General features: G+C 46.5%; 23 protein-coding genes and 1 pseudogene. 7 read left to right on the forward strand and 17 right to left on the reverse strand.

Features of this window, described 5'->3' with window-relative positions:
* The first annotated feature begins 41 nt into the window (after window positions 1-41).
* Window positions 42-332 carry a putative quinol monooxygenase gene (locus tag J8Z23_RS22205; RefSeq protein WP_021822050.1) on the forward strand — a complete coding sequence of 97 codons (291 nt, stop codon included), beginning with the start codon at window positions 42-44 and terminating at the stop codon, window positions 330-332.
* Here J8Z23_RS22205 and J8Z23_RS22210 read toward each other — a convergent pair.
* Window positions 329-1,252 (reverse strand): LysR substrate-binding domain-containing protein, encoded by a 924-nt coding sequence (locus J8Z23_RS22210; protein ID WP_434635847.1) that lies wholly within the window; start codon window positions 1,250-1,252, stop codon window positions 329-331. The two genes, J8Z23_RS22205 and J8Z23_RS22210, sit on opposite strands and share 4 nt — an antisense overlap.
* 150 nt (window positions 1,253-1,402) lie before the next feature.
* On the opposite strand from J8Z23_RS22210, the gene J8Z23_RS22215 reads away from it, so the two are divergent.
* Window positions 1,403-1,621, forward strand: a complete 219-nt coding sequence (locus J8Z23_RS22215; RefSeq protein WP_005396617.1) for a VF530 family DNA-binding protein — start codon at window positions 1,403-1,405, stop codon at window positions 1,619-1,621.
* A gap of 437 nt (window positions 1,622-2,058) precedes the next feature.
* Here J8Z23_RS22215 and J8Z23_RS22220 read toward each other — a convergent pair whose 3' ends face one another.
* Window positions 2,059-2,511 (reverse strand): acyl-CoA thioesterase, encoded by a 453-nt coding sequence (locus J8Z23_RS22220; RefSeq protein ID WP_005374933.1) that lies wholly within the window; start codon window positions 2,509-2,511, stop codon window positions 2,059-2,061.
* A 210-nt stretch (window positions 2,512-2,721) separates the two neighbouring features.
* Between J8Z23_RS22220 and J8Z23_RS22225 the strand changes: the two genes are divergently transcribed.
* A complete protein-coding gene (locus J8Z23_RS22225; RefSeq protein ID WP_047009626.1) occupies window positions 2,722-3,486 on the forward strand; it encodes a ferredoxin--NADP reductase in 765 nt (254 codons plus the stop codon).
* 134 nt (window positions 3,487-3,620) lie between these two features.
* On the opposite strand, the gene J8Z23_RS22230 is transcribed toward J8Z23_RS22225, so the two are convergent.
* The 10 genes from J8Z23_RS22230 to J8Z23_RS22275 all read right to left on the reverse strand — a co-directional run bounded on the left by J8Z23_RS22230 (window position 3,621) and on the right by J8Z23_RS22275 (window position 14,820).
* Window positions 3,621-4,292, reverse strand: coding sequence for a DUF2057 domain-containing protein (locus J8Z23_RS22230; RefSeq protein ID WP_054866817.1), 672 nt, complete (start codon window positions 4,290-4,292; stop codon window positions 3,621-3,623).
* 216 nt (window positions 4,293-4,508) lie between these two features.
* On the reverse strand, window positions 4,509-5,657 hold the full coding sequence (locus J8Z23_RS22235) for an AI-2E family transporter (RefSeq protein WP_005396613.1): 1,149 nt from the start codon (window positions 5,655-5,657) through the stop codon (window positions 4,509-4,511).
* Entirely contained in the window at window positions 5,650-6,336 is a 687-nt protein-coding gene (locus J8Z23_RS22240; RefSeq protein ID WP_005396612.1) for a potassium channel family protein, read from the reverse strand. The genes J8Z23_RS22235 and J8Z23_RS22240 overlap by 8 nt, the downstream gene beginning before the upstream one ends.
* A gap of 16 nt (window positions 6,337-6,352) precedes the next feature.
* Window positions 6,353-7,243 carry an HlyD family secretion protein gene (locus tag J8Z23_RS22245; protein WP_301659340.1) on the reverse strand — a complete coding sequence of 297 codons (891 nt, stop codon included), beginning with the start codon at window positions 7,241-7,243 and terminating at the stop codon, window positions 6,353-6,355.
* A gap of 12 nt (window positions 7,244-7,255) precedes the next feature.
* On the reverse strand, window positions 7,256-7,459 hold the full coding sequence (locus J8Z23_RS22250) for a DUF1656 domain-containing protein (protein WP_005462724.1): 204 nt from the start codon (window positions 7,457-7,459) through the stop codon (window positions 7,256-7,258).
* Entirely contained in the window at window positions 7,459-9,102 is a 1,644-nt protein-coding gene (locus J8Z23_RS22255; protein ID WP_301659341.1) for a TolC family protein, read from the reverse strand. Before J8Z23_RS22255 ends, J8Z23_RS22250 begins: the two co-directional genes overlap by 1 nt.
* Before the next feature lie 10 nt (window positions 9,103-9,112).
* Window positions 9,113-11,287: an FUSC family protein gene (locus tag J8Z23_RS22260; protein WP_301659342.1), complete on the reverse strand. Its 2,175-nt coding sequence runs from the start codon at window positions 11,285-11,287 to the stop codon at window positions 9,113-9,115.
* Between the two features lie 388 nt (window positions 11,288-11,675).
* On the reverse strand, window positions 11,676-12,545 hold the full coding sequence (locus J8Z23_RS22265; protein ID WP_301659343.1) for a DMT family transporter: 870 nt from the start codon (window positions 12,543-12,545) through the stop codon (window positions 11,676-11,678).
* A 141-nt stretch (window positions 12,546-12,686) separates the two neighbouring features.
* Window positions 12,687-13,655: an HTH-type transcriptional regulator YidZ gene (gene yidZ / locus J8Z23_RS22270; protein WP_301659344.1), complete on the reverse strand. Its 969-nt coding sequence runs from the start codon at window positions 13,653-13,655 to the stop codon at window positions 12,687-12,689.
* On the reverse strand, window positions 13,630-14,820 hold the full coding sequence (locus J8Z23_RS22275; RefSeq protein ID WP_301659345.1) for an MFS transporter: 1,191 nt from the start codon (window positions 14,818-14,820) through the stop codon (window positions 13,630-13,632). The genes yidZ and J8Z23_RS22275 overlap by 26 nt, the downstream gene beginning before the upstream one ends.
* A 132-nt stretch (window positions 14,821-14,952) precedes the next feature.
* Between J8Z23_RS22275 and J8Z23_RS22280 the strand changes: the two genes are divergently transcribed.
* Both J8Z23_RS22280 and J8Z23_RS22285 read left to right on the forward strand, forming a co-directional pair.
* Complete coding sequence (locus J8Z23_RS22280; RefSeq protein ID WP_029801980.1) at window positions 14,953-15,423, forward strand: GNAT family N-acetyltransferase; 471 nt, start codon at window positions 14,953-14,955, stop codon at window positions 15,421-15,423.
* Window positions 15,424-15,448: 25 nt separating this feature from the next.
* Window positions 15,449-15,904 carry a GNAT family N-acetyltransferase gene (locus tag J8Z23_RS22285; protein WP_029801981.1) on the forward strand — a complete coding sequence of 152 codons (456 nt, stop codon included), beginning with the start codon at window positions 15,449-15,451 and terminating at the stop codon, window positions 15,902-15,904.
* Between the two features lie 10 nt (window positions 15,905-15,914).
* Here the strand turns inward: J8Z23_RS22285 and J8Z23_RS22290 are convergent, their stop codons facing one another.
* Both J8Z23_RS22290 and J8Z23_RS22295 read right to left on the reverse strand, forming a co-directional pair.
* A complete protein-coding gene (locus J8Z23_RS22290) occupies window positions 15,915-16,427 on the reverse strand; it encodes a DUF2799 domain-containing protein (RefSeq protein WP_053808269.1) in 513 nt (170 codons plus the stop codon).
* A 343-nt stretch (window positions 16,428-16,770) separates the two neighbouring features.
* Window positions 16,771-17,445, reverse strand: a complete 675-nt coding sequence (locus tag J8Z23_RS22295; protein ID WP_006741998.1) for a fructose-6-phosphate aldolase — start codon at window positions 17,443-17,445, stop codon at window positions 16,771-16,773.
* 214 nt (window positions 17,446-17,659) lie between these two features.
* On the opposite strand from J8Z23_RS22295, the pseudogene J8Z23_RS22300 reads away from it, so the two are divergent.
* Both J8Z23_RS22300 and J8Z23_RS22305 read left to right on the forward strand, forming a co-directional pair.
* Window positions 17,660-18,591 (forward strand): annotated as a pseudogene (locus tag J8Z23_RS22300) (glycyl-radical enzyme activating protein).
* Window positions 18,592-18,593: 2 nt separating this feature from the next.
* Window positions 18,594-21,017: a formate C-acetyltransferase/glycerol dehydratase family glycyl radical enzyme gene (locus J8Z23_RS22305; RefSeq protein WP_069485958.1), complete on the forward strand. Its 2,424-nt coding sequence runs from the start codon at window positions 18,594-18,596 to the stop codon at window positions 21,015-21,017.
* A gap of 49 nt (window positions 21,018-21,066) precedes the next feature.
* Here J8Z23_RS22305 and J8Z23_RS22310 read toward each other — a convergent pair whose 3' ends face one another.
* The 3 genes from J8Z23_RS22310 to J8Z23_RS22320 all read right to left on the reverse strand — a co-directional run bounded on the left by J8Z23_RS22310 (window position 21,067) and on the right by J8Z23_RS22320 (window position 23,806).
* Complete coding sequence (locus J8Z23_RS22310; RefSeq protein WP_434635428.1) at window positions 21,067-22,149, reverse strand: saccharopine dehydrogenase family protein; 1,083 nt, start codon at window positions 22,147-22,149, stop codon at window positions 21,067-21,069.
* 24 nt (window positions 22,150-22,173) lie between these two features.
* A complete protein-coding gene (locus J8Z23_RS22315; protein ID WP_005462753.1) occupies window positions 22,174-23,118 on the reverse strand; it encodes an SDR family oxidoreductase in 945 nt (314 codons plus the stop codon).
* Window positions 23,119-23,341: 223 nt separating this feature from the next.
* The gene (locus J8Z23_RS22320) at window positions 23,342-23,806 is read right to left on the reverse strand and encodes a MerR family transcriptional regulator (protein ID WP_005462760.1); all 465 of its coding nucleotides are present in this window, start codon (window positions 23,804-23,806) and stop codon (window positions 23,342-23,344) included.
* Window positions 23,807-23,819 lie beyond the last annotated feature (13 nt).

Below are 23,819 nucleotides of genomic sequence, written 5' to 3' on the forward strand. Positions count from 1 at the left end.
CCCTGTAATCAATATATAAATCGCAAAAGAGTGAAAAAACGATGATCCACTTAGTTGCAGAAGTGAAAGCCTATCCAGACAGTAAGGATCAGGTGGTGAATTTGCTTGCTGGTTTGCTAGAGCCAACTCGCAAAGAAGAAGGCTGTTGCCAATACGAGTTGTATCTCGACGAAAAAGTTGAAGGCCTATTTATGTTCCAAGAAATTTGGGCATCGCAAGAGGCCTTGGATAAGCATTTGCAAAGCCCGCACATGGCGACGTTTCTTGAAACATTGGAAGAGAACGATTGGGTTGAATATACCCAGATTCGTCCTCTTCGATTTATCGCCTAATGACAGAAGGTTGCCAGCACGTTGGCGCGTTGCTGGCAGCATTTTTGTTGGATAAAGTCGCGGAAAGTCCGAATCGTTGGCGTCAGTAAGCGACGATCGGCACATACCATGTAGAGCGGTACTGGGCCGCAATCCCACTCTGGTAACACCCTCACCAATCTTCCCTCGATTAAATCTCGGCTGATGTCCATCAACGATTTATTCGCAATGCCTTTGCCTTTGATCGCTAACCGATGTGGCAAGTCACTATCGTTGCTCATCAAGTTACCGCTGACGACGATTTGTTCTTTCTCGCCGTTACGCGTGAGCGTCCATTTGTTGTAGACAGAATCCGCAACCATGTAGCACAAGCAGTTGTGTTGCGTTAAATCGGCAGGAGAGGTGAGTTCTGGATGTGTGGCTACGTACTCTGGCGATGCACATAAGATCCGTTCGTTTGACCCACACAATGCCAATACGACCAGATTGGAGTCGGCCGGCTCGCCGTAGCGAATCGCAATATCGACAGGCTTGGTGTACATATCCGTCAAGCTATCGGACAGCTCTAGTTTGATGGAAACATTTGGGTAGAGATCGATGAACTCATCCACCCAATCGAGCAACATATTGCGACCAAAATCGGAGGGCGCAGTAATGTGCAGCTGACCAGACAACTCCCCGCGCGCACTTGAGATCTGATCCAACCCCTCTTGCAATGTTGCCAACGCTTGCGTGGTTTTGTCTAAAAACAGTTCGCCCTCTGAGGTTAAACGCAGGCTTCGGGTGGAACGCACAAACAGCGGGAAACCGATTTGCCCTTCAAGACGCTTAATCGATGCGCTAATGGCGGCAGGTGTCATGTCCATGCTGTTGGCGGCTTTTGAAAAGCTGCCTTGGCGCGCGGTTTCGACAAAAATATTGAGGTCGTTGAGGGCTTTCATCGTGAAAAGGATGTTTGTGAAGTTTGAGCTACTATAGGGGAGATGAGCAAAGTAATTCAAGCTAAACGCCTTTGAAGGTGAAAACATTAGGTTAAGTGGTCACTTTGAGTTAGATTAGCCCGCCACTTACATCGTTACTGGATCAACAACATGAGCAACGAACAGCCGAATAACCCTCTGCATGGGTTGAGTTTAGAAAAAATCGTCACCCGACTAGTTGAACACTTTGGTTGGAATGGCCTGTATGAGCGCGTTCGAGTGAACTGTTTTAAGAAAGATCCGTCGATCAAATCTTCTCTGAAGTTTTTGCGTAAAACGCAATGGGCACGAGACAAAGTCGAAGCGCTGTATATCGAGACGTTTTGCTAATCACTCTATGGCCTGCAGCAAGCGGTAATAGATTCTTAGTCTCGCCTTGGCTCGCTAGAATGACGCTAGTTCTCTTATCGCGTAGGCTGGAAGAGTAGCTTTGCTATTACGTCTAAAGCGAGGTTCCGGATGACTCGCTTGTGCTCATCTGGGATGGTTTTCTTAGATAGTGTTGTAGAGTTCAGAGCCAAACTCGAACTGTCATTCTGAACAGCGAGGAACGAGCGTGATTCAGAATCTACTCTCAGATTGTATTGAGTTTATTCATCGCTCTAGGGTCTGCAGCAAGCGGTAAGTAGATTCTTAGTCTCGCTTTGGCTCGCTAGAATGACGCTGCTTCTCTTATCGCGTAGTCTAGAAGATTAGCCCTACGTTATTCCCGACAGCGCTGAAGAAGCGCTGTCGGGGGATTCTCGCCTTTAATCTCTCGTTTCTTGCTACTCTAAATGATGCGTGCTACCCACAGTTCCTTCCAAGTCTAAAATCGACTGGCGAACGTGGTCTGGAATCGCAGCTTTTACGTTGTTCTTAAAATCAAACATCACACCAGTAGCGGTCGCGATGGTCGCAATCTTACCCCACTTCTTACTCAGCACTTGGTATTCCATCGTGATGCGATCTTCTTGCATGTCGATTACGCGCGAGCCGACTAATAACGTGTCTGGGTAAGTGACAGGAAGCTTGTAGCGGCATTGCGTCTCGCTCAGTACTGGCCCAATTTGCGAGGTTTGCAGGTCGACCAGCAGATTAATTTTGTTGAAGTAATCTAAACGCGCTGTCTCGAAGTAGCGGAAATAGACCACGTTATTGACGTGTTGCAGAGCATCCATTTCACCCCATGCGACTTTGATCTCTGTGATAACGGGAAAGTCCTTTAACAGTGTGTCCATTTTTAGTGCTCCTTTTTCATCTGCATTGCCACAAATTGCGACGCGACTTATCACTTTGAGCATTTATTCTAGATGTAATCATTTAATATGTAATAAAATTGTTTTTAAAATGTGAAATGAAATGGCAATCTTATTATGTAAACTAGAAACTTTACATAATCGAGTTGAAGGCGTAAGTTTAACTAAGAGTAACCAAATAGGAGGTGTCTCATGACTGAGCTGAAAGGTTTCAATCTAGCCAAGGTGGAAAAACGCATTGACTGGACTGGCGAGCTGTTCAGTTTAAGGGTCTCAGGCGCGCCTCTTACCTTTAAAGCCGGCCAGTTCACCAAGCTTGCTTTGCTAGATGATGAGGGCAAGCCGATCAGCCGTGCTTACTCTGTGGTTAATGCACCAAGCGAACAGTTCGATTGGTTGGAGTTCCTAATAGTAGCGGACCCTCAAGGACAACTTTCCCCAAGGCTCCAAAAGCTTAAATCTGGTGATAGTATTTATGTTGGTGAGACCGCACATGGTGACTTAATCCACGACTCTATTCCTAAACAGGCTCATGATCTGTGGCTGCTATCTACAGGTACAGGTATTGGACCGTTTTTATCGCTACTGGATGATATAAACTTACCACCCCATAATGAGCGAATTGTGCTTGTTCATGCGGTTCGCTACGAAAAAGATCTGGTCTACAAATATCTGATTGAGCAACTACAGCAACGATATGAAGGCAGATTAAAGTACATCCCGATAGTCAGTAGGGAAGTGGTGGATGGTCAGTTACAAGGTCGAATTCCTGAACTCATCGAATCGGGTAGACTGTCCAACGCTGCTGATGTGCCATTCTCTGCTCAAAGTAGTTTTGTCATGATGTGTGGGAACCCGCAGATGATCAAAGATACCTTGCCAGTCTTACAAGGGCTTGGGTTGGAAAAGTATCGTCCTAAAACAGGAGGCAATATCATCTATGAGCGTTACTGGTAGCGTTTGGTTAAATTGATATAACCATATTGAACACATGACGATCACCAATACCAAAGTCGTTCAAACGTCCTAGCTTGTTCGATCAAAAAAGCCACATGAAGTGGCTTTTTTAATATCGATAGAGTTAATCAGACTTATTGTTGATTAACGTACGCTTTAAAGCGAGCTTTGGTTTCTGCGTCTGCTTTTTGGTACCAGAAGTGCAGCATCTCTTCTGCTGTCGAATCTGATTTAACCGCAGTCGCTCTCGCTTGTTTCATATCTTCAGGAATCTTTGCTGGCAGTGTGACTGGTTGAGCAACGGCTGCACCAGCAACAGCGATAGCAGCAACGCCGCCTGTTTTGTTGTAGCTTTCCACTTCACGCACGTAATCACGACCGATTTGCATACCCGGTTTGATCAATTTGTCTTGCTCAACGGCGACGGTGTTGCCTGAATCATCAACCAGTTTCCAATCTAAGTCCTTGATCTTTTCTTCCGCATCGCGAAGGTTGCGGTATTCTGGCATTTGTAGTGTCAGCTCGGCATTGGCAGCGTCAAATCGTGTAACGATAACATCGCTTTCAACACTTAAACGGTCATTACCTTGGTTAAAGTAAGGGGCGAAGCGAAATACGACTTGGTTAACGCCATCAGGTAACGTTAATGTTCTTTCCGAGGCGAAAAAACCACCCGAAAGGTCTGCTTTTTCACCGTTAGCCGCTAATACTGAAACGTTGTCAGGAACACTCACGGTTACATCTGCGAATGCCATGCCACTCATTGCGAGAGCAAGCGCACAAGTTAAAGGCTTGATCAATTTCATTGTTTTTATCCTAAGCAAATTAGTGGTCATCGAGAGTGCATCGTTCATTGCCCGATTGCAACTCCCAAGTGTAAGAAGTATGAAAATTTAACAAGAACGTCATTTTTATCGCATTTATTACGGGGAAACTGTGATCCAAATAGAATCAAACCGCTGCAATAGAGCGGTTTGATATCATAAGTTATAGATTAAATTTCTTTCTAACTTATTGATTTATTATATGCCTGCACCGTGTCCAGGCTCTGATTGGTCATCAGAAGCGTCTTGTTGTTCTGCCATTTCTTCTTGCTGTTGTGCTTTCTCAATGCTCAACCACCAAACAAATAACTCATACCAAATCGCCAGGATAACGGCACCTAAGAACAGACCAACGATGCCGTAGAAAAGCATACCACCGATGGCACCGAGCAGAATCACAGGCATTGGCACGTCGACACCACGTCCCATTAACATTGGTTTAAAGAGGTTTTCAGAAAGTGCTGCAACTACTACCCAGACAGTAAACATGGTTGCTGTCGTTGTATCTTGAGTCATGTACATGAAGCCAATCACTGGTAGTACGGCAAGCAGCGCTGGTAGCTGAGCGATACACAAGATCATCAGAATCAGAGTGAGCAAACCAGCTGCCGGAACGCCAAATACAAAGAAACCAGCACCGATCAAAAGGGCTTGAATCGCCGCCACACCGACTACGCCAAGCAGTACGCTCTTAATGGTTGCTGCGATAAGCGTGGTCCAGCTTTTAGCGTTTTCACCAGCGGTACGAATAGCGATGGTTCTTAGACCTGATGCTGCAGATTCAGAGTACGTCATAAAACCTGCTGCAATCGCAAGTGACAAGATTGAAAGCAATAAACTGCCCAATACACCGCCAAGTGTGCCTAGCAAAGAAGTGAGCGCGGACTTTATCTGCGGCATAAAGGTTTGAATCGCTTGTTCAAGGTTAGTCGCGAATAGGGTCCACACCTCATAGAGCTTATCACCTACGACAGGCCAATCCGCAACGGAAGGTTTTGGACCTGGGATCTTCACTTGTCCGTTTTGCAATACTTCAAGCGCATGCGTTGCACCATCCACAATGGAGCCTGACACCATAACAAGTGGTGTGACTAAGAGTGCAATACCAAGTAAAGCAATCGTTGTGGCTGCCAGGCCTCTACGACCGCCATATGCACGCTCCAGCTTTTTTGTAAGTGGCATTAAAGCGACGGCTATAATTGCACCCCAAATAACGGGAAGAATGAAGGGTTTGATGATGTCGTATGTAAACATCAGCAAGACGAAGATCAAGCCAATGCGTATTGCTGATTCCACCATATTACTGATGAAAAGCTTACTGTCGATTTTTACCGATTGTTTATCCATTTTTGTTTACCTGATGATCAATGTTAGAACTGACGAGACTTGAAACAACAATCGCCATATAGAACACACCTGTAATGGCCTCTAAATACACCACGACTTGAGCCAATGGCGTTAGAGGGCTGATATCGCCATAACCAAGCGTGGTTAAGGTGACGAAACTAAAATACGCTGCATTAGAGAAATTCTGCCCCCAAGAAATGGCTTCCATCCCAGTGAATGAGGTTGGCGAGAACTCTAGAAGAATGAGATAGGCAATTGCCCACATCAGACCAAGCAGTAAGAAAAGCGCGACTGAGCCAATGACTTTGTTGCTATTGACGTGGCCAGTGAAAAGAATCTGCCTTGCGATGGATTTAAAAGTGCCGAAAAAGAATGCGAAGGTGAGGGCAAGCATCACTACATTCATCTCTCGGATGTTGAAAACGGTCTTGATAACAATCACAAGAACCCAAACGCCAAACAGGGTATAGAGGAAACGAGACCACATTTTGTCGAAGCGAAGGCTGGCAAAACAGACAATGAACGTGAGAACCGTGAATGCCTGCAGTATGTGTTCAATCGTCCCTTCGCCCACCACTTGTGCCATCGCACTCCCTAGCAACAAAATCACCAGCGCTAAAGTTAGATAGAAGAAGTTGTTTTCTTCATTAATGTTTTTGAGTTTTTTACCAATGACCATGGTTCTTCTCACTTAGTTACTGTTCATTTTCTGCCGATGAATCTTTCATCACCATAATGGACGCAGAAAGCCCGAATCGAAGATCAACATCTTCAGGAAGCTCTTGGATGGAGATTCGTACCGGAATACGTTGTGCTAAGCGAATCCACTGAAAAACAGGGTTCACGTTTGGAAGAAGGTTGTAACCGACCGTGCCGTCTTTCGGCGCAATACCCCAACCGATAGAGTCAACGGTCGCGTCGATAGGCGTGTCTGGGTGAGACATCAAGGTGACACGTGCTTGGCTACCCGGTTTGATTTGCGCGAGTTGGTTTTCGCGGAAGAAGCCAAATACCCAGAAACTGTTTTTGTCGATCAGTGCGAGCAGTGGTTGGTTTGCGACCGCTTGTGTACCGTTTCGAATATCGAGGTTAGACACAAAACCATCGACGGCCGCATAAACTTTGGTGAAACTGAGGTTAAGGCGCGCTGACTTTAATTGCTCTTCTGCAGATTTGATTTGCAGTAGCGATTCCTCGTAAGCGATTTCACGACGAATCAGATCCTTGTGAGATACAGCGCCGCGGTCTTTCGCGCGAATGTCTTTAAGGCGATCGTATTCGATTTTTTTACCGCGAGAGCTCACGATGGATTTTTCCAACGCCACTTCGGCTTGAGATAGTGCGACTTCGTAAGTAGTTGGGTCGATTTCAAACAGTAAATCGCCCGTTTTCACTTCTTGGTTGTCTTGCACCGAAACATTCACAATTGGGCCAGACACTCGCGGTGCGACCTTGATGACGTTCGCGCGTACTTGGCCATCGCGTGTCCATGGGTTATTAAAATACTCTTCAAATTTTTGATAGCCGAGCCAAGCTGCGCCACCAAGAATGACAAGATTGAGTGCGATTACGAATAGTTTTTTCATCTTGTTTGGCACCTAAAATTGAATATAAAAGCTGTCGATGGCCACCACATAACCGACCATGATGGCAATAAACGTCAGAGACGGAAAAGCGATGAAGCGAGACAAACGTGTCTTGTTCAATATCATCACCGTTATCCACGTTGCCGTGACGGCGAGAAAGAGCACCAGTAGCGTGGGAGAAAAGTAAATGTCTCCCCAGGAGAGTTCATGAGGCATTAGAGATCCTCCGTTTTGTTTTCATCACTGTTCTCAGCCGGAGTTTCGAGGCGCAAAGGCGGCAATACGCGGTTTTCTTCATTTAAATAACCATCCCAGTCAGTTCGTTCTGTCATTTGCTTGGCAATAGATTCACTGAGGAAGGGTTTGCCTGTTTGGGTTTGCCAGCCTCCACCGAGGGCTTTATAGAGTGCAACAACTTGGTTCGCCACGTTCCCTTTGATCGTTGCGTAGCTGTCTTCCGCACGGGTCATTTTCTCTACCGAGTTGAGCAGACGTTCAAAAGAGATTTGGCCGTTTTCGTACTGCGTCATGGAGATATTGAATGCACGAATGGAAGAGTTGACTGATTGCAAACGTAAATCTTTTTGCTGTAAATACAGGTCATACGCTTCGATTGCATTGGTCACTTCATTAACGGCTTGCAGCACTTTTTTGTTGTAGTTGGTCAGCGTTTCTTGGAAGCGAGCATCTTCGAAACGAATGTTATTTTTCACGCGTCCGTATTGGAAAATATTCCAACTGAACGTTGGGCCAACCACCATGGTGAGCGAATCGCTAAAACTGAAACTGCTGCCATCGGGAACCGTACTGTCGATACCGATGGAACCGAACAGTGAAAAGCTTGGGTAAAGAGCGGTTTCCGCCACGCCAATTTGCGCACTCTGCGCGCGAGCTTGCATCTCAGAGACTTGCAAATCCGGACGTCGCATCACTAAGTTCGCATCCACTTGGGTATCCAATAGCGGTGGACGTGGCACAATGGAACGCTCGTCGGTGCCCGATAACGCCGATTTTCTGCCTGTCGATTTGAACTGTTTTTCGTAGTCAGCAATTTGCTTATGCATTCCATCTGATTGCAGCAGCTCGTCTACTTCTTCCGGTAATGCACCTAGTAATAACGCCAACGCGGTACGTGATTGTTTCATCGCGACTTCGAGACTCGGTAATGCCGCTTTGGTGGTATAGAGTTGGTTTTTCGCCTGTTGAACGTCCAATTCTGTAACGTTGCCAGAGTCGAACTGCACCTGTGTAATGCGGACGACACGCTCTTGAATTTCGATGTTGCGACGAGACAGCAAAATGCGCTCTTGGAACGTGCGATAGTTAATGTAGTTACGCGCCACTTCTGCGGTGATGGTGACCATTATGTCGTGATACGACGCGATGGATGCGTAATAACCAGCTTCTGCTGATTCGATGCCACGAGCGTATTTGCCCCAAATATCCATTTCCCACGCAGCATCAAACGACAGAGCGGCGTTGTTTACACCCTGATCATTCACGTAGGCACGCGCTAGATTTCCTGACACGGTTTGAACTTGCGGGTATTGCAAGCCAGTCGAAATGCCAAGCAATGAACGAGCTTGGACAATACGCAGTCCCGCGGCTTCTAAATCGAGGTTTTGTTTGCTCGCCAACTCAACCAGCTGATTGAGAGTTGAGTCATTAAATTGCTGCCACCATTGTTGTAGCTGTTGCTCTGATTGCTGCGTATCTTTGGCTGCTTTTTGCACCGACCAGTCACTTGGCATTGGCGCCTGCTTTGGATGAACATAGTCTGGCCCCACAGTGGTACACGCACTGAGTCCGAGCAAAGAAAGTATGGCGAGGCTTGGTTTGGTTAGTTTTGGAAGCATCATATCCCCACCTTTAAAACCGCTTCTGTTGTAAGTTCACCCAATCGATATCCTCGTAGGTTTGCTTGCAATGCTTGATTGCTTCGAACACGTTCCGTTTTAAATTCAGCAAGATATAAAAACCGGCTATCTCAGAATAAGCGTAGTCAGATAAATCCAACTCACTAAAAAAATCTTCCAGTTTATCTTCGAATGTTTGGTAATCCTGACTGTATTGGTCGAATACGGAATCGAGTTCTTGTGTTGCTTGATGGCTGGCTAAAGCGCCCGCCATCAAAGGAATGATGGAATCGCGGTGTTGTTGGCGAAGTTGAGTAATCAACGGATTGGTCAGCAACTTTTTCTCGGCGGCCATTAAGATATTGATATGACTACTGAGTACATCACAGGCTTTGCTAAACGCGCCAATCGCTTCTGGCGTAGTTTTGTCAAAGTGTTTGTGGTTGATTTTCGAACCCCACACCTTGAGCTTTTTCGATGAAACGTTGAGCGTCACCAAATGCAAGGCCCGTTTGAGCGGCGTGATAATCGAGCTGGACTGCTTCTGATAGGAGTCAAACAGATCCCGAGTGTGCCTAAAATAGCGCTCTTTTATAGTCAAAAAGAGGTGTTCTGGTCGTGAGCTAAACGGGAAGTAGTGCGCGAAAATGATCATGAACACCACCATGTAGAACAGCAGCATGATCGTCATGAGGATCCCGAAGTGATAGAACATGTTGTTGTCTAAACCGAGAACAAACAAGCCCACCATGTAGAAAATCGTCACTGGCCCGTTGAACAGATAAAAGCCGATAAAAGTGTAGATAAAGATGAATAGGCCAAGCTCTAACCCGAGATCCAATTGGGGAAGAATGAAGACGTAAGAAGGTACCGCGAACAAAAAGCCGAAAGTGAACAGCACAAGCAACAAAATCGGGTGCACAGGCACGAACGACAGCAAAGACATAAACATGGTCGAGAAGACTACGAACGAGTAGCCGCCTGGTGGATTGAAATAAATCCAAATCAGTCCTGCAACCCAATAAGTGACAAAGGTTTTGACCGCGGTTTTAAAGTTTTCTGCGTCCCACCATAGAAACTTGCCTTTCGGTTTCGGCAGCGGCACGTCAAAGGAGACATTGTTCGTCACAGAGTCAATGCAGCTAATGCTCTCCGCTAAACGCGACAAGTTTTGATGCATGAGCCCCAAGAGTTGCCCTAGCATAAGCGCAGAGCCTTTCTCTAGGTGCGCTGCGTCTTCAAGCAACGCTTGGTTGTATTCGACTTTGAACTCTTGAGCACGAAAAGCGGGCTCTTTTTCGTCCCAGACTTGTTGGCAGGTATCAAATAGAGCGTCAATTTCCGCAACGGCTTGATCAAAGTTGCTGATGCTTTCACGGTCTTGCTGGTGGCTAAAGTGGCTGTGCGCCGCGACGGTCAATTGTTGCGTTACCTGCTTGTTCAAATGAACCGCCAAGCGCCACTCTTTCATGTAGGCCGACACGTCGCTGCATTCCACACTGACTGTGGCAAAACGCTGTTCGAGCGCATTTTGGGCGGCAAACATCTGTTCGATAAGAGAATCCACGCTAGGTTGTGGCTCTCCTGCTTCTGGATTTTCTTCTCCCTCTTCTTGAGGAGAAACTTGCCCTGCCGATTTTTGCTCGAAATTTTGCAAGATAGCGGTGAACAGCGCGCGTTGTGCTTGGTTGAGTTGTTCGATTAGTTGTCTTAGGTTTTGTTCTGTTTTGGTCGGGAATAAGAAAGTCCCCACGAGTGTGTAAACCACCACCCCAAACACCGTCATATAAGCGCGGTCAACGCCATAAAGAAACGCACCTTCTGCGTCACCGCCATTGGACATCATCAGCGTCATGACGCCGGTCAGCATGAGTAGCGTTGGATCTTTTTGATAGGCATTACGGAAGTAAAAAATGAACGAGACCACAACCGACACGCTCAGCATGTACAGCAAGCGGTCTTGAGCAAATAATCCCACCAGTAACAAGCCAACGACGGCGCCAACCAACGTACCGAACACACGTAAGGTACCTTTGGCGAGGGATTCACGACGACTGCCTGTGGATGCAATCAGCATCACTGTGGTTGCGGCCGTCGATGCTTGCGGCCAACCCATGGCAAACGGGATCAGATAAGCCAGAGTCAGGCTAAGCGATACTTTAATAGCGAATTTTATTTTGTCGTTCATAGTGTCAAAGTTTGCTCAGGCTTATCGTTATAAGTTGATGAATTTCTTATATGAATAATCAGAATCTTGTTCTGAATAAATTCGGGGGGCGGAATATAGCGGGTGAAAAAGTGTGCTTTGTAAACCCTTTGTCAAAACACAAAGTGCGTATTTGGCTCGATCTCGCGCTAGCCCTTGGCGTTATTGATGAAACGCCTAAAACGAGCAAAATCGCGATCTGTGACGATTCTCACTTTTGAAACAAAATCGTTGTGTTGTGTGAGCCAATTCTCACCTTATATCCTTCGCCTGATACTAAAGCAGGCCACTCGTACCATCTGCAATGAGCTTTGCTGCTTTAAAAAGCATAGATGATGAATGGGTATTTGAGAGGGAAAGTTATTATTTTTTATCGGCTTGCCGATTGTTCGCTTGCTTTTTTGGATCGAGATAAAAAAACCAAAGCGATGCCACCAAGAATGATGCCACTGGTTAAAAGTGTGTGTAGTGAAAGAGGCTCGTGGAGTACGACGGTGCCTAGCAGCAAAGCAATGGCTGGCACGGAAAGTTGGCTGACGGCGGCCTGAAGTAAAGAGAGCTTACGCATTACTTGATACCAAAGCGTATAACCAAGGCCAGATGCAATGGCGCCAGACGTGATAGCGAGCAAGATTCCGCCTAGAGAGAGATGGATTGAGGACAGTATCAACGGTGATAGGAATATGCCAATCATAGATGCAGCGATAAATCCCCACGTGATGCCACTACTTGGAGAAGGCGCTTGTTTGCCGAGCGCAGTAAACACAGCCCAACAAACGCCAGAAATCAACATGAGAAGTGCAGAACTGATATCGGGGCGAGTGGCAGATGGCAACATTAACCAAACAAAGCCAACAATCGAAAGGCCGATACCGATGATTTCGAGAAACTGAAAGCGCTCACCTTGCCACCAATAGATGGCCAGTAATGTAAGTTGCACGGCACCAAACAAAAGCAAAGCACCGGTTCCTGTCGCCAGTTGTAAGTACGCGAAAGAGAAAAGGGCAGCGTAACCAAATAAAGCCACGCCAGCAAAAAAGCGAAAGCGAGAAGTTGGCCGATCGGTTTTCCACTGACCTCTCACGACGAGCAATGCGATTAAGGTAATCGCGCCAGATATCAATCGAACGAGAGTGAAGCTACCTGCATCAATCAACCCTTCGGCCAATGCAAGTCGGCACAATAATGAATTGGCGGCGAACGCCAGCATCGTAATAGCAGTGAGTAAAAAGGTCGACATCCTTGGCCCTTAATGCAGAAATATGGATTGAGTGTAGCGTCAAACGACCTTCTTCATTAGTTGATAAAGTGATTAGTTATAGCTGTCAGAGCGAGAAAACCATCAAAAATCACCAAAGAAAACCTGATCTTAGCCTGAGTGTTACTGTGGTAGGGATGGTTGTTCGTACAATGACTTGATGGTGTTTTTCAACCATAGCAATTTGGGATTGTACGCATTGCGTTTATGCCAAATCATGGTAAATGGAATCAGTAACTTGTCTTGTTGAGTTTGGTCTAACGGAATTGGCAAGCACACCAAATCAAGATGCAGCTTTTCTGTGTAGCTTTTGCAATAGTGTGGCGCGGTGGTGATCATGCCATGCGTCGGCTGCGCAGCCATAAAAAGGGATTGCTCAAAGTTGGACATCGTCAGCCCGATAGAGCGCTGTAGCCCTAGTTCCGTTAACACTTCATCCAACGCCCAAGTTTCACTTTTTTCCCAAACAATATTGATGTGTTGGTAGCTCAGAAAGGTCTCGAGATTCCACTCTTGCTGTAATGCCGGATGATCTTTATGCAAATACACCATCGGCAGGTCATAAAATAGAATCTCAAAATCCAAGAAATACGGCAGAAGATCCAACGACTCTTTCGATCTCGGGTGACTTTCTCGGCCGATAAAACCGATATCCGCCTCGCCTCGAATGATGGCGTCGAGTGAATCGTAATCCCAGTTACTGGTTTTTACTTTCGCTTCAGGGTATCGCTGGTGGATAGCGACGATGAGTCTGTCCAACACCGTGAGCACTAATGGCGACTCAATCGTGATATCAAAACGCACTCCTTTAGGCGTAATATCGCTGCGTTTTTCTGCAATCTGGCTGCCAATTTGCAGCCATTCTGCAAGATCTTGCTCCATGCTTTGCGCCAAGGGCGTTGGCGCAAGACCTTTAGGTGTTTTGACAAGCAAAGGATCATCGAACCAATGACGAAGTTTGTTGAGCGACTTACTTACGGTAGAGGGCGTAACGTTCAGCTTTTTCGAGGCTTTCGAGACGCTTTGCTCTTGCAGCAATAATTGCAGAGTGAACAGTAAGTTTAAATCAAGTCGCGCTAGGGATTTCTTCATAATGGGTATCGTGAACAGGCTTTGGAATCAATAGTATTAGAGCAAGGCTGATTACGCTACCTAACACTAAGATAAACACCAACATATTCAGTGCACTAACGCCGATGAAACCCATAAACCAAATATAGAACGCTGAACTACAAACTTGAGCAATGCCCAGTAACGAGCTCGCCACGCCAGCTTGTTGAGAGAATGGGCTGAGCGCTTGGCTCATGGCCACGCCAAAGCCACAAGCGAAACCAGCGCAAATCAGCCCAAGTCCGAATACATAGTAAAGAGATTGTCCATCATGGAAATGGGCAGCACTGAGCACGATGCCTGCACAAGCGAGCAATACTTGAGAGGTGATCATTAAGGTTCGCTGCTTAAAAATCCCCAATGCCAATGGCGCCGAGAACGAAATCAACATACTGATCGTCGCAGTCCCTGCCATGATGGAAGAATAGCCGCCGCGATCAAAACCAAGCATGCTCATCACGACAATTGGTGAAGCGTTAACAAAGGTCAGAATGGTGGTCACTCCAAGTGCAGTAATGATCAGCCTACTGATAAAAAATCGCTCGAAGAAAGTCTCTTGATGGCTCTCTGGAGCTGTCTGTTCTTCACCTTGTTGGCTGGGTAGTGATTCCTTGAGCACAAAAATGGCCAATACACTGACGAGAATGCCCATTCCTGCCATCGTGGTAAACAAACTCGGCCAAGGAAATTTCAGCATAATCAAGTGACCAATCACGGGTGCGATCACTGGAATGATACAGGTGATGCCATTGAGCATCGACAATACTTTCGCGCGGCGTTCATCGTCTAACGTGTCGCGTAAAATCGCGAACGCGACGACATAGCAAGATCCAGCCCCGATGCCTTGGCAAAAGCGAGCAATCAAAAAAATGTTTGGTTGTTCAGCCATTCCGCCGAGAAAAGACGCGAGCACGAAGATCATCGCGCCGACGAGGGCAACAGGCTTTCGTCCCACAGAGTCTGCAATTTTCCCCGCGAATAACATGGAGGTAGCCATGCCAGCTAAATAGATCGAAAACGCAATATGCAACTGAGATTCACTAGCGTTGAGATCTGACGCAATTTGAGGCAAACCAACAAGATACAAATCAATGGCAGTAGGGTAGAGTAAAACGAGTGCAAAACTACAAAGTAAAAAACGGGACATGGAAACCTCTCTATCGAATGGCGAGGATAATAGAGTGCTAAACGTTTGCCTGCGAGTGGGAAATACGACACTAGGTATTTCTATTTACGACATACCCTGTATGAATTGAGCATAAAAACAACAAGGAAGATTATGATTACTATTGAAAAGTATTCGCCTGAGCGACATGAACAAACTTGCGAACTTAGCGTGCTAGAAGAGCAATCGCAGTTTACGGTCGCGGATGTGGGTGAAATGCTTACACGTCTTGAACCCAAAGAGCTTCCGCATCTGATTTTGGCGGACGATGACGTGGTTGGCTTTTTTCTATTTGATGCTGCTTACAGCGAGAAATACGATTTTTGCCCGAAAAACAGCTTAGGCGTACGTGCTTTGTTGGTGGATCACCGTCATCAAGGCAAAGGCATCGCCAAGCAAGCCATTCAACAGTTTGCCGATTTCGCCAAACGTCATTATCCCGAGTTTCATGCGCTTTATCTCACCGTGAATTGCCGCAACATACCCGCTTATCAGTGCTATTTAAAATCAGGGTTTGAAGATACCAATGAGCTTTACCACGGCGGCCCCGTTGGACCGCAGCACATTATGAGACAGCCGCTTTAACTAGGAAAACACCAAGGATGGAAATATGAGAATTGAAATCGACGATTTAGAACGGCCGCAGGTGCTTGCGTTGTTGGAAGAGCATTTGCAGGACATGTACGCTACATCGCCACCAGAGAGCGTGCATGCGTTAGATGTAAGCAAGTTGAAGCTGCCTTCAATCACGTTTTGGACGGGGTGGGATGGTGAGCAGCTATTGGGATGTGTGGCAATGAGCCAACTAGAAGATGGTCACGCAGAGTTGAAATCGATGCGTACGACGCCGTCGGCGAGAAAACAGGGCGTGGCATCCCGCTTGCTCAATCACGTGATTGAGCAAGCGAAACATCAGGGGATACAACGTCTAAGTTTGGAAACTGGGTCGATGGCATTTTTTGAACCCGCGCATCGCCTATATGAAAAACATGGCTTCGCGTACTGCGAGCAGTTTGGTGACTATCAACCTGATCCAAACAGCCGCTTTATGACCCTAGCGTTGTAGCCCGTCGCGACTAAAAGTTAAAGTAGTAATTAGCTCCTGGCGAGATGAGTGATGCACGCTCACGCGCCAGTTGTTTTCTTCTCTCTCTAATACGCTTCGCGTTGTCTTTATCTAAGTTTGCATCCAATTGATGATCAAGGCGTGATATCTCCGCATCTAACGCGTTAATGCGTTGTTGACGCTGATATTCTTGATGGCCTAACTGATAGTTTTTAAGGAAAAGATCGTTAGAGCAAACGCCATAGTAGGTTTTTCCTTCTACACCCACCGTGTAACCATTGTCTGGCGAACAGTAAAGAATGGTGCCTTTATCAAAACCGTCTTGCCACTCAACGTGATTTGGCGTTACGCCTGCTTCGCGACAGTCTTTAATGTATTCGTACAAAATGTTTGGGTTGTTGCCTGATCGGCCATCTTGGTAGCCGACGCGATACCAGTCTGCGGTTTGGCATTGTTCTGGCGACATGCTGCTACAACCAGAAAGTAATGCAAATATGGCAAAGAGAAGCGCAATGCGTTTCATGAAGTGGATTCCTTGTTACTGCGTTAGGTTCGCTGATTATAAATGAACAGTGTTCATTTCCAATAGATAAAATTAATAATTACCGAGTTATTGATGCGTTTCGCTTGTGAGTTTGTCGGCTTGAAGCAAAAATTTTTTGCTTGTGGAACGAGCGTTGTTCGTCAGTAGTGATGTTACGAATAGAGTGCTTTGCGTGAAGGGAGAGGTGAGACTAGTGGGCTGGGAATCTCTTCGTAAGCCGCATCTACAAACAGTTGCCTGCGCGAATGTTACTTTTTCTCAGAGATTCCCATATCAAAAGCCCCTCGATCGAGGAGGAACGGGACTTTCGATAATTTTATGCTTAACTTTCAAATGAAAGTTTGTTGCCAAACGCGGATTTCCAGTCTTTATCAAATTGATCGACAGCCGGCTGAACTGCTGGATGAGAAAACATCTGCGCGGCCACATCGACAGGCAAGGTGATCGCTTCAATGCCCAACTTCATCACTTCCATCGCTTGTTGGGTATTTTTAAAACTCGCTGCCAAAATTTTTGCAGGCAGTTGGTTTTGATCCAGTAGCAATTGCAGGTCTGCGACCACTTCTACACCGTTTCCGTTCATCGCATCAATACGGTTCACATAAGGCGCAAGATAGTCAGCGCCGCACAATGCCGCAAGGAAACCTTGCTGAGCAGAGTAAATAGCAGTGGCGAGCACTTGAATTCCCTCTTTTTTCATTAACTTAATTGCCGCTAAGCCCGTTTCGGTTGCTGGCACTTTGACGACCATATCATAGGGTAATTCATGGATTTGGCGTGCTTCTTCCACCATGCCTTCTACAGTAGTACTCACCACTTGAGCATGGAAACGGGGTGTTCCCCCTAACGCTTCTTGCATGCCAGCTAAGGTTTGGTTCAAGCCTTGTTTTGATTTCGCCAAAATACTTGGATTTGTGGTTACCCCTTTCAGAGGTAGGCATTGGTTAAAGCGTTTTACTTCTGCCACGTCAGCAGTATCTAAATAGAGTTCGATCATGGGTTCTACCTTATACAAAATCTTCGTTTTGATGATGGGATCACTATAGATCTGACAATCCGCTGAGATCTTGATTTTGATCAATTGAAATTTCAATTGAAACTATAATAATTTCACAAAACGAAAGTTAAGTGCCAATATTTCATTATCAAATGAAGCTTTCAGCAAAAGAAAAGCGTGAAAAGTAGAAGAGCAAACCAAGAGGCGGACAGCAATGTATTTCAATATTCAGAGGTTCTCGACCCACGATGGTGATGGTATTCGCACCATTCTGTTTCTGAAGGGATGCAGTCTGTCTTGTCCTTGGTGCCAAAACCCAGAAAGCCGCAGTGAAAAGCACTCTCTGCTGTTTGATGAGCGCAGTTGTATGGCGGACTGCCAGCTTTGTATATCGGCTTATAAACAAACCGTAAACGGCAATATGGCGAGCGATGGTATCCGACGCATTGACGATCAAATCATCATCAATCGAAAAGCTATGAGCGAAGCGCAGATCATTGCGCTGCGAAACGTATGTCCAACACAAGCGCTCAGCATATGTGGAGAAGAGGCGAAATCGGACGACCTGTTTGAAGTGTTGATGAAAGACAAGCCTTTCTACGATCAAAGCCAAGGTGGCGTGACATTTTCTGGTGGCGAGCCGCTGATGCAGCCAAGTCTTGTGGCAGAACTTGCCGAACGTTTGCATCAAAACCATGTGTCTACGGCGGTGGAGTCGTGCATGCATGTTCCGTGGAAAAACGTAGAAAAAGTCGCGCCGTATATTGATTGCTGGTTAGCGGATCTTAAACACACCGACGAAGAAAAGTTTCTCCGCTGGGCGAAGGGATCGTTAAAACGCATCAAAGACAATTTTAGAAAATTGGCACCAATTGCCAAACGTATTGTTATTCGCGTGCCGGTTGTGCCGGGCTTCAATGACACCATTGATGAGCTCAAAGCGATCATTGACTTCGCTGCTTCTTTAGAAAGCTGTCAAGAAACTCCACTTGTTGCCGTATCACACCCTCGGCATCAATAAATACCGTTTGCTCGATTATGCCTTACGAGTGTTCTGACAAACCATTAAATAATCCAGAACTGCTAGAAAACGCAATGCAATACGCAAGCGAACATACTCAACTTAACGTGATTGTTAGAGGTTAACCATGGACCTACATACCCTTCCAGAGCGAATCAAAGCCCACAAATCGGCACTGGTCAACATCGTAACGCCGCCTATCTGTACTGAGCGCGCAGAGGCTTATACTCGAGCGTATCAGGCAAATGAAGACAAACCTGTGATTGTGCAACGAGCGTTGGCGTTACAAGAGCACTTACGCACTCGTACCATTTGGATTAAGCACGACGAGCTGATTGTCGGTAACCAAGCGAGCAAAGTACGCGCTGCGCCGATCTTCCCTGAATACACGGTGCGTTGGATTGAAGCGGAAATCGACGAACTGGCCGACCGACCTGGGGCTGGTTTTGCGGTAAGTGAAGAAGACAAACAAAGCATTCACGCCATTACGCCATACTGGCGCGGTAAAACGGTTCAAGATCGCTGCTATGGACTTTTTACCGACGAGCAACAAGAGATCCTAGCCAGCACTATCATTAAAGCCGAGGGCAACATGACTTCGGGCGACGCGCACCTTGCAGTGGATAACGAAAAAATCCTGAAGATCGGTATGAACGGTCTGTTGGATGAGGTTCGCCAGCATCGCGCTAATAACGACGTGTCGACGTATGAAGGGTTAAAGAAAGAGCAGTTTTATAAGTCCGTCGAAATTGTCTTGCTTGCGATTCAGGAGCACATGGTGAGTTACGCCGATCTCGCTCTGGAAATGGCACAAAACGAAACTCGACCAGAGAGGAAAGCGGAACTGGAGACAATCGCAGAAAACTGTCGTCATGTGGCTTTCCATGCGCCAACCAACTTCTGGCAAGCTCTGCAACTGAGCTATTTTGTGCAGTTGATGTTGCAAATTGAATCGAATGGCCACTCTGTTTCATTCGGTCGGATGGACCAGTTCCTAAACGACTATTACGTGCGTGATCTTGAAAGTGGCGCGATGAACAAAGCGTTCGCCCTTGAGTTATTGCAAAGCTGTTGGTTGAAATTGCTTGAAGTAAACAAGATTCGCTCTGGCGCGCACTCAAAAGCATCGGCAGGTTCTCCTCTGTATCAAAATGTCTGTATCGGTGGCCAAAAGCTGAATGAGAATGGAGAACCTGAAGACGCCGTAAACCCGCTATCTTGGGCGATTTTAGAGTCTTGTGGTCAGCTACGTTCCACGCAACCGAACTTGAGTGTTCGCTATCATGAAGGTCTGAATCAAGAGTTCTTGATGGGCTGTATTGAAGTGATCAAATGTGGATTCGGTATGCCTGCATTCAACAACGATGAAATCGTCATTCCAGAATTCATCAAGCTTGGCGTTGAGAAAGAAGACGCTTACAACTATGCGTCTATTGGCTGTATTGAAACCGCTGTTCCAGGCAAATGGGGTTACCGTTGCACGGGCATGAGCTTCATTAACTTTGCGCGTATTTTACTGGCTGCGCTTAACGAAGGTGTGGATGCAACGACGGGCAAAGCCTTCTTGCCGCATGATAAGTCGTTGGCAAAAGGCAACTTCGAGAGCTTTGAGCAAGTCACCGCTTCTTGGGCGAAGCAAATTCGCTACTACACACGTAAATCGATAGAGATCGATACCGTAGTCGACAGTGTGCTTGAGCAGCAAGCGCAAGATATTTTCTGCTCATCGCTGGTGGATGACTGTTTGGCGCGTGGTAAAACAGTAAAAGAAGGCGGAGCGAAATACGATTGGGTATCTGGCCTGCAAGTGGGTATCGCCAATTTGGGTAACAGTTTGGCGGCGATCAAACATTTGGTGTTTGAAGAAGCACAAATCAGCCAAACGGAACTGGCAAAAGCATTAGAAGAAGACTTTGATGGTATTGAGAACGAACAACTTCGCCAACGCTTAATCAACTTCGCGCCAAAATACGGCAATGACGACGATTATGTCGACCAATTGCTGGCTGATGCTTACCAAGTTTATATCGATGAGTTGGCGCAATTTGTCAACACACGTCATGGGCGCGGGCCAATTGGTGGTGGCTACTACGCGGGAACATCAAGCATCTCTGCCAACGTGCCATTTGGCGCATCCACGATGGCAACACCAGATGGTCGAAAAGCGAAAACGCCACTGGCGGAAGGCGCAAGTCCAGCATCGGGCTCTGACCGTTTGGGACCAACGGCGGTGTATAACTCAGTCGGTAAAATTCAAGCCAATAAAATCCTAGGTGGCGTGCTGCTTAATCAGAAGTTAAGCCCAGCGGCTGTCGCTTCAGAAGGGGATAAGCTCAAGCTTTCAATGCTGATTCGCACCTTCTTTAATCACCACAAAGGTTGGCACGTGCAGTACAACATCGTCTCTCGTGAAACCTTGCTGGCAGCGAAGAAGAACCCTGAGCAATATCGTGACCTTGTCGTACGAGTTGCGGGCTATTCAGCCTTCTTTACCGCGCTGTCACCAGACGCGCAGGATGACATCATCGCTCGTACCGAACACGAGTTGTGATGGCCTCAACCCCTGTTAATGCAGAAGGCACCGATTGGTGCCTTTTTGTTTACTCTTCAATGGTTATGCCACTAGAGCCGGGAAGCTGCGATACAAAATTGGATCCCATGAGCTTAGATGGGGTGTATACACCGGCTTCAGGCTTCGTATGTAGCAGGTGTTCTACAATCGCCAGAGATCCCGTTACGGTTAAGCTGTAGCCATTGGCCGTTTGTACTCGTGCTGTTTTGCTTTGTCCGAGTTTGTTGCTTGCTTTACCCCACACATATGTGGGTAATTGGTTTCTTTGCTCCTCATTCGGTCCTTTTACGGTTCTTTCAATACGGCTTTTTATGAGGCTTTGTACCCAGGTTATGCCGAGAAGGGGGCGAACCCAATTCGCTCGTTTAGCGTTTTTTATCATGTTCGGCGATCCGGGAACAAAAACATCAATATTCTCAATCCCCGTGGTGTAATAGGCGGTTGAAACATCGCCCCACGGAATGGTCATCGCAAGTTTTTCGCCGTCACCAAAATCAATGTTGCGAACTTTATACGCTAGCGGAACGGTGGTGATTTTTCCGTTAAGTCTCACTTTTCCGCCTTGAGCCAAACCTTCGACAGACGTTTTCGCTGTGCCCGGAGAAAAACCAGAGCGAGAGTCAAAACCGAGAGACAAGTGTGTTGCATCTGGTAGCGCAGCTTTCAATGTGGCTGCAATGCAATCCGTTGGAATAACATCAAAACCAACACCAGAGCACAATACGACACTAGCTTCCTTTGCTTGTGATTGCAGCGTTTGTGCAAACTCAAATACAGAGATCTCACCTGTAATATCGAGGTAATGTGTACCTGCTTCTAGGCACGCTTTCATCATCGGTTTTGCTGTCGAAGAAAAGGGGCCTGCGCAGTTTAATACCAGTGAGGAACCCGAAATATGTTGGATCGCGCTGCTTTTATCCTCAAGAGAAAAAGCAAGACTTTGCAGCCCTAGTTCAGCCGCTAGGCTTTGTACTTTCTCTAAACTTCTACCTGCAAGGATTGGGTGGTGACCCCGTTTTACGGCCTCTCTCGCAATCAGCTCGCCTGTATAACCATTGGCTCCGTATATGATCCAACGCTCTGGGGATGATGCCGGTGTGTTATCTTTCATCAAAAAGCTCCTATCAATGCCTGCTTAAAGAGGTTTCTGGTCATTGGCTTTTTCTTGTTGAATTGTGGTCAAGCCTTGTTCGAATGTGGTGATTTGAAAATCTGGAAAACGAGTCTGAAACTTATCTGAAACAAAAAGGTTGTCAGATTCGTAGCGAGGCAAAAGCTCGGCTGCATCTCGAATGGTTTGATTAAATCGCCCAGCTAGCCACAATTGCCAGCGCTTGATGACTTTGTATTTCGGCTGAACGTTAAAAACCTTTGCCGCAACAGCGATAAACTCCCGATACGTCAGTCGACGATCATCGCAAGGCAAATGCCAAGTTTGTCCGTAAGCATCGGGCGTATTCCCAATTAGCGCCATGGCTCGGCTTGCGTCTGGCGTATAAATTAAGCTGCGTTTGGTGTCATCACGTAAAAACACTTTTGCGCTCTTTTGGTTAAGTAGATTATCGATAATGGCGGAATTAGTGATGCTTTGCGTTTTTCCCGGGCCGTAAAATTCCGGAGCGCGACAGATAACGGCTTCGATTTCTCCTTTATTCATCGATTCTAGCAGCATGTCAGTAATGACCGCACGAATTCGACCTTTTTCTCCATTGGGCTGAAATGGTGCATCTTCTTGTTGAGGCGTATCCGTTTGCGGGTACATGTAGGTATTATCAAAGTAAACAAGCTTTGCTTGATGAGTTTTACATGCGGCGATGACATTACGCATCATTGTTGGCCACTGTTCCACCCACAGTTGGGTATCCATTGGTAGCCCTGCAGTAAGGTAAACGATACTAGAACCTTTTACGGCATCTGATGTTTGTTTCGCGTCGAGCAAGTCCGCTTTTACCAGTTGATCCGTCTCGTTGACTCGATGCGGATTGCGGCTCACTAAACGGATGTCGCTCGTAAAGTCTCGTTTTAGGCTTAATGCCAGCTCACGGCCAATTTGCCCACTTGCACCCAATATCGTTTGCATTCACCAATCTCCTGCTGTGTTGCTTTGATATTCATCCTAAGATTAAAGTTAGGTTTAAGGTCAACCCGCATTTTGAAGATAAATCAGATTAATTTTTATTGAATATAGAAATAAGGAGATGGCAGACCTGAGCTAAGGGCGAATGGTTTTGACAAACTCAATTTAGTGGCAGGTAGGGAACTTGCGAATCTTTAACTCAACATCAAGAGTAAAGCTTCGCTTGTTAACGTTGCTTTGCTTTGGTGACGGCTTTATTTTTATTTGAAGGGTTTTCTTTGGTCAGAATCGTTTGACCAAGCTGAGACATGACGCGTTTTGCATTCATTGCACAGTCCATGTCATCTGGCTTAGCTTCAATCTCTTTAAGTACTTCTTTTAACTTGCTTTTACTCTGCGCGATTTTTCGCTCAAGCTCGTCGAGCTCTTGGACTTTTTGCTGCAAGGTCGTCAATAACTGGTGATGATCCCAGTTAGAAAGGTCGGATGGCAGTAACGCACTTAGTTCATCCAAACTGAATCCAGCTTGCTGACCCGTTGTGATCATGTCCAGAATCATTAATGCTTCTTGCGGATACTCGCGGTACCCGTTGGCTTTACGGGTCACGGTTTTTAGCAGTCCGATGCGCTCGTAAAATCGAATACGCGAGGGAGCAAGGCCCGTTTTTTGCGCCAGTTCGCCAATTTTCATATCAAGCGTGTCT

Source organism: Vibrio sp. SCSIO 43086 (genome assembly GCF_051132235.1).
Classification (GTDB): domain Bacteria; phylum Pseudomonadota; class Gammaproteobacteria; order Enterobacterales; family Vibrionaceae; genus Vibrio; species Vibrio diabolicus.

Bases quoted from the DNA above. Each gene is read 5' to 3' on its own strand.
- J8Z23_RS22205 (WP_021822050.1), top strand. From the start codon at position 42: ATGATCCACTTAGTTGCAGAAGTGAAAGCCTATCCAGACAGTAAGGAT.
- J8Z23_RS22210 (WP_434635847.1), bottom strand. From the start codon at position 1,252: ATGAAAGCCCTCAACGACCTCAATATTTTTGTCGAAACCGCGCGCCAA.
- J8Z23_RS22215 (WP_005396617.1), top strand. From the start codon at position 1,403: ATGAGCAACGAACAGCCGAATAACCCTCTGCATGGGTTGAGTTTAGAA.
- J8Z23_RS22220 (WP_005374933.1), bottom strand. From the start codon at position 2,511: ATGGACACACTGTTAAAGGACTTTCCCGTTATCACAGAGATCAAAGTC.
- J8Z23_RS22225 (WP_047009626.1), top strand. From the start codon at position 2,722: ATGACTGAGCTGAAAGGTTTCAATCTAGCCAAGGTGGAAAAACGCATT.
- J8Z23_RS22230 (WP_054866817.1), bottom strand. From the start codon at position 4,292: ATGAAATTGATCAAGCCTTTAACTTGTGCGCTTGCTCTCGCAATGAGT.
- J8Z23_RS22235 (WP_005396613.1), bottom strand. From the start codon at position 5,657: ATGGATAAACAATCGGTAAAAATCGACAGTAAGCTTTTCATCAGTAAT.
- J8Z23_RS22240 (WP_005396612.1), bottom strand. From the start codon at position 6,336: ATGGTCATTGGTAAAAAACTCAAAAACATTAATGAAGAAAACAACTTC.
- J8Z23_RS22245 (WP_301659340.1), bottom strand. From the start codon at position 7,243: ATGAAAAAACTATTCGTAATCGCACTCAATCTTGTCATTCTTGGTGGC.
- J8Z23_RS22250 (WP_005462724.1), bottom strand. From the start codon at position 7,459: ATGCCTCATGAACTCTCCTGGGGAGACATTTACTTTTCTCCCACGCTA.
- J8Z23_RS22255 (WP_301659341.1), bottom strand. From the start codon at position 9,102: ATGATGCTTCCAAAACTAACCAAACCAAGCCTCGCCATACTTTCTTTG.
- J8Z23_RS22260 (WP_301659342.1), bottom strand. From the start codon at position 11,287: ATGAACGACAAAATAAAATTCGCTATTAAAGTATCGCTTAGCCTGACT.
- J8Z23_RS22265 (WP_301659343.1), bottom strand. From the start codon at position 12,545: ATGTCGACCTTTTTACTCACTGCTATTACGATGCTGGCGTTCGCCGCC.
- yidZ (WP_301659344.1), bottom strand. From the start codon at position 13,655: ATGAAGAAATCCCTAGCGCGACTTGATTTAAACTTACTGTTCACTCTG.
- J8Z23_RS22275 (WP_301659345.1), bottom strand. From the start codon at position 14,820: ATGTCCCGTTTTTTACTTTGTAGTTTTGCACTCGTTTTACTCTACCCT.
- J8Z23_RS22280 (WP_029801980.1), top strand. From the start codon at position 14,953: ATGATTACTATTGAAAAGTATTCGCCTGAGCGACATGAACAAACTTGC.
- J8Z23_RS22285 (WP_029801981.1), top strand. From the start codon at position 15,449: ATGAGAATTGAAATCGACGATTTAGAACGGCCGCAGGTGCTTGCGTTG.
- J8Z23_RS22290 (WP_053808269.1), bottom strand. From the start codon at position 16,427: ATGAAACGCATTGCGCTTCTCTTTGCCATATTTGCATTACTTTCTGGT.
- J8Z23_RS22295 (WP_006741998.1), bottom strand. From the start codon at position 17,445: ATGATCGAACTCTATTTAGATACTGCTGACGTGGCAGAAGTAAAACGC.
- J8Z23_RS22305 (WP_069485958.1), top strand. From the start codon at position 18,594: ATGGACCTACATACCCTTCCAGAGCGAATCAAAGCCCACAAATCGGCA.
- J8Z23_RS22310 (WP_434635428.1), bottom strand. From the start codon at position 22,149: ATGAAAGATAACACACCGGCATCATCCCCAGAGCGTTGGATCATATAC.
- J8Z23_RS22315 (WP_005462753.1), bottom strand. From the start codon at position 23,118: ATGCAAACGATATTGGGTGCAAGTGGGCAAATTGGCCGTGAGCTGGCA.
- J8Z23_RS22320 (WP_005462760.1), bottom strand. From the start codon at position 23,806: ATGAAAATTGGCGAACTGGCGCAAAAAACGGGCCTTGCTCCCTCGCGT.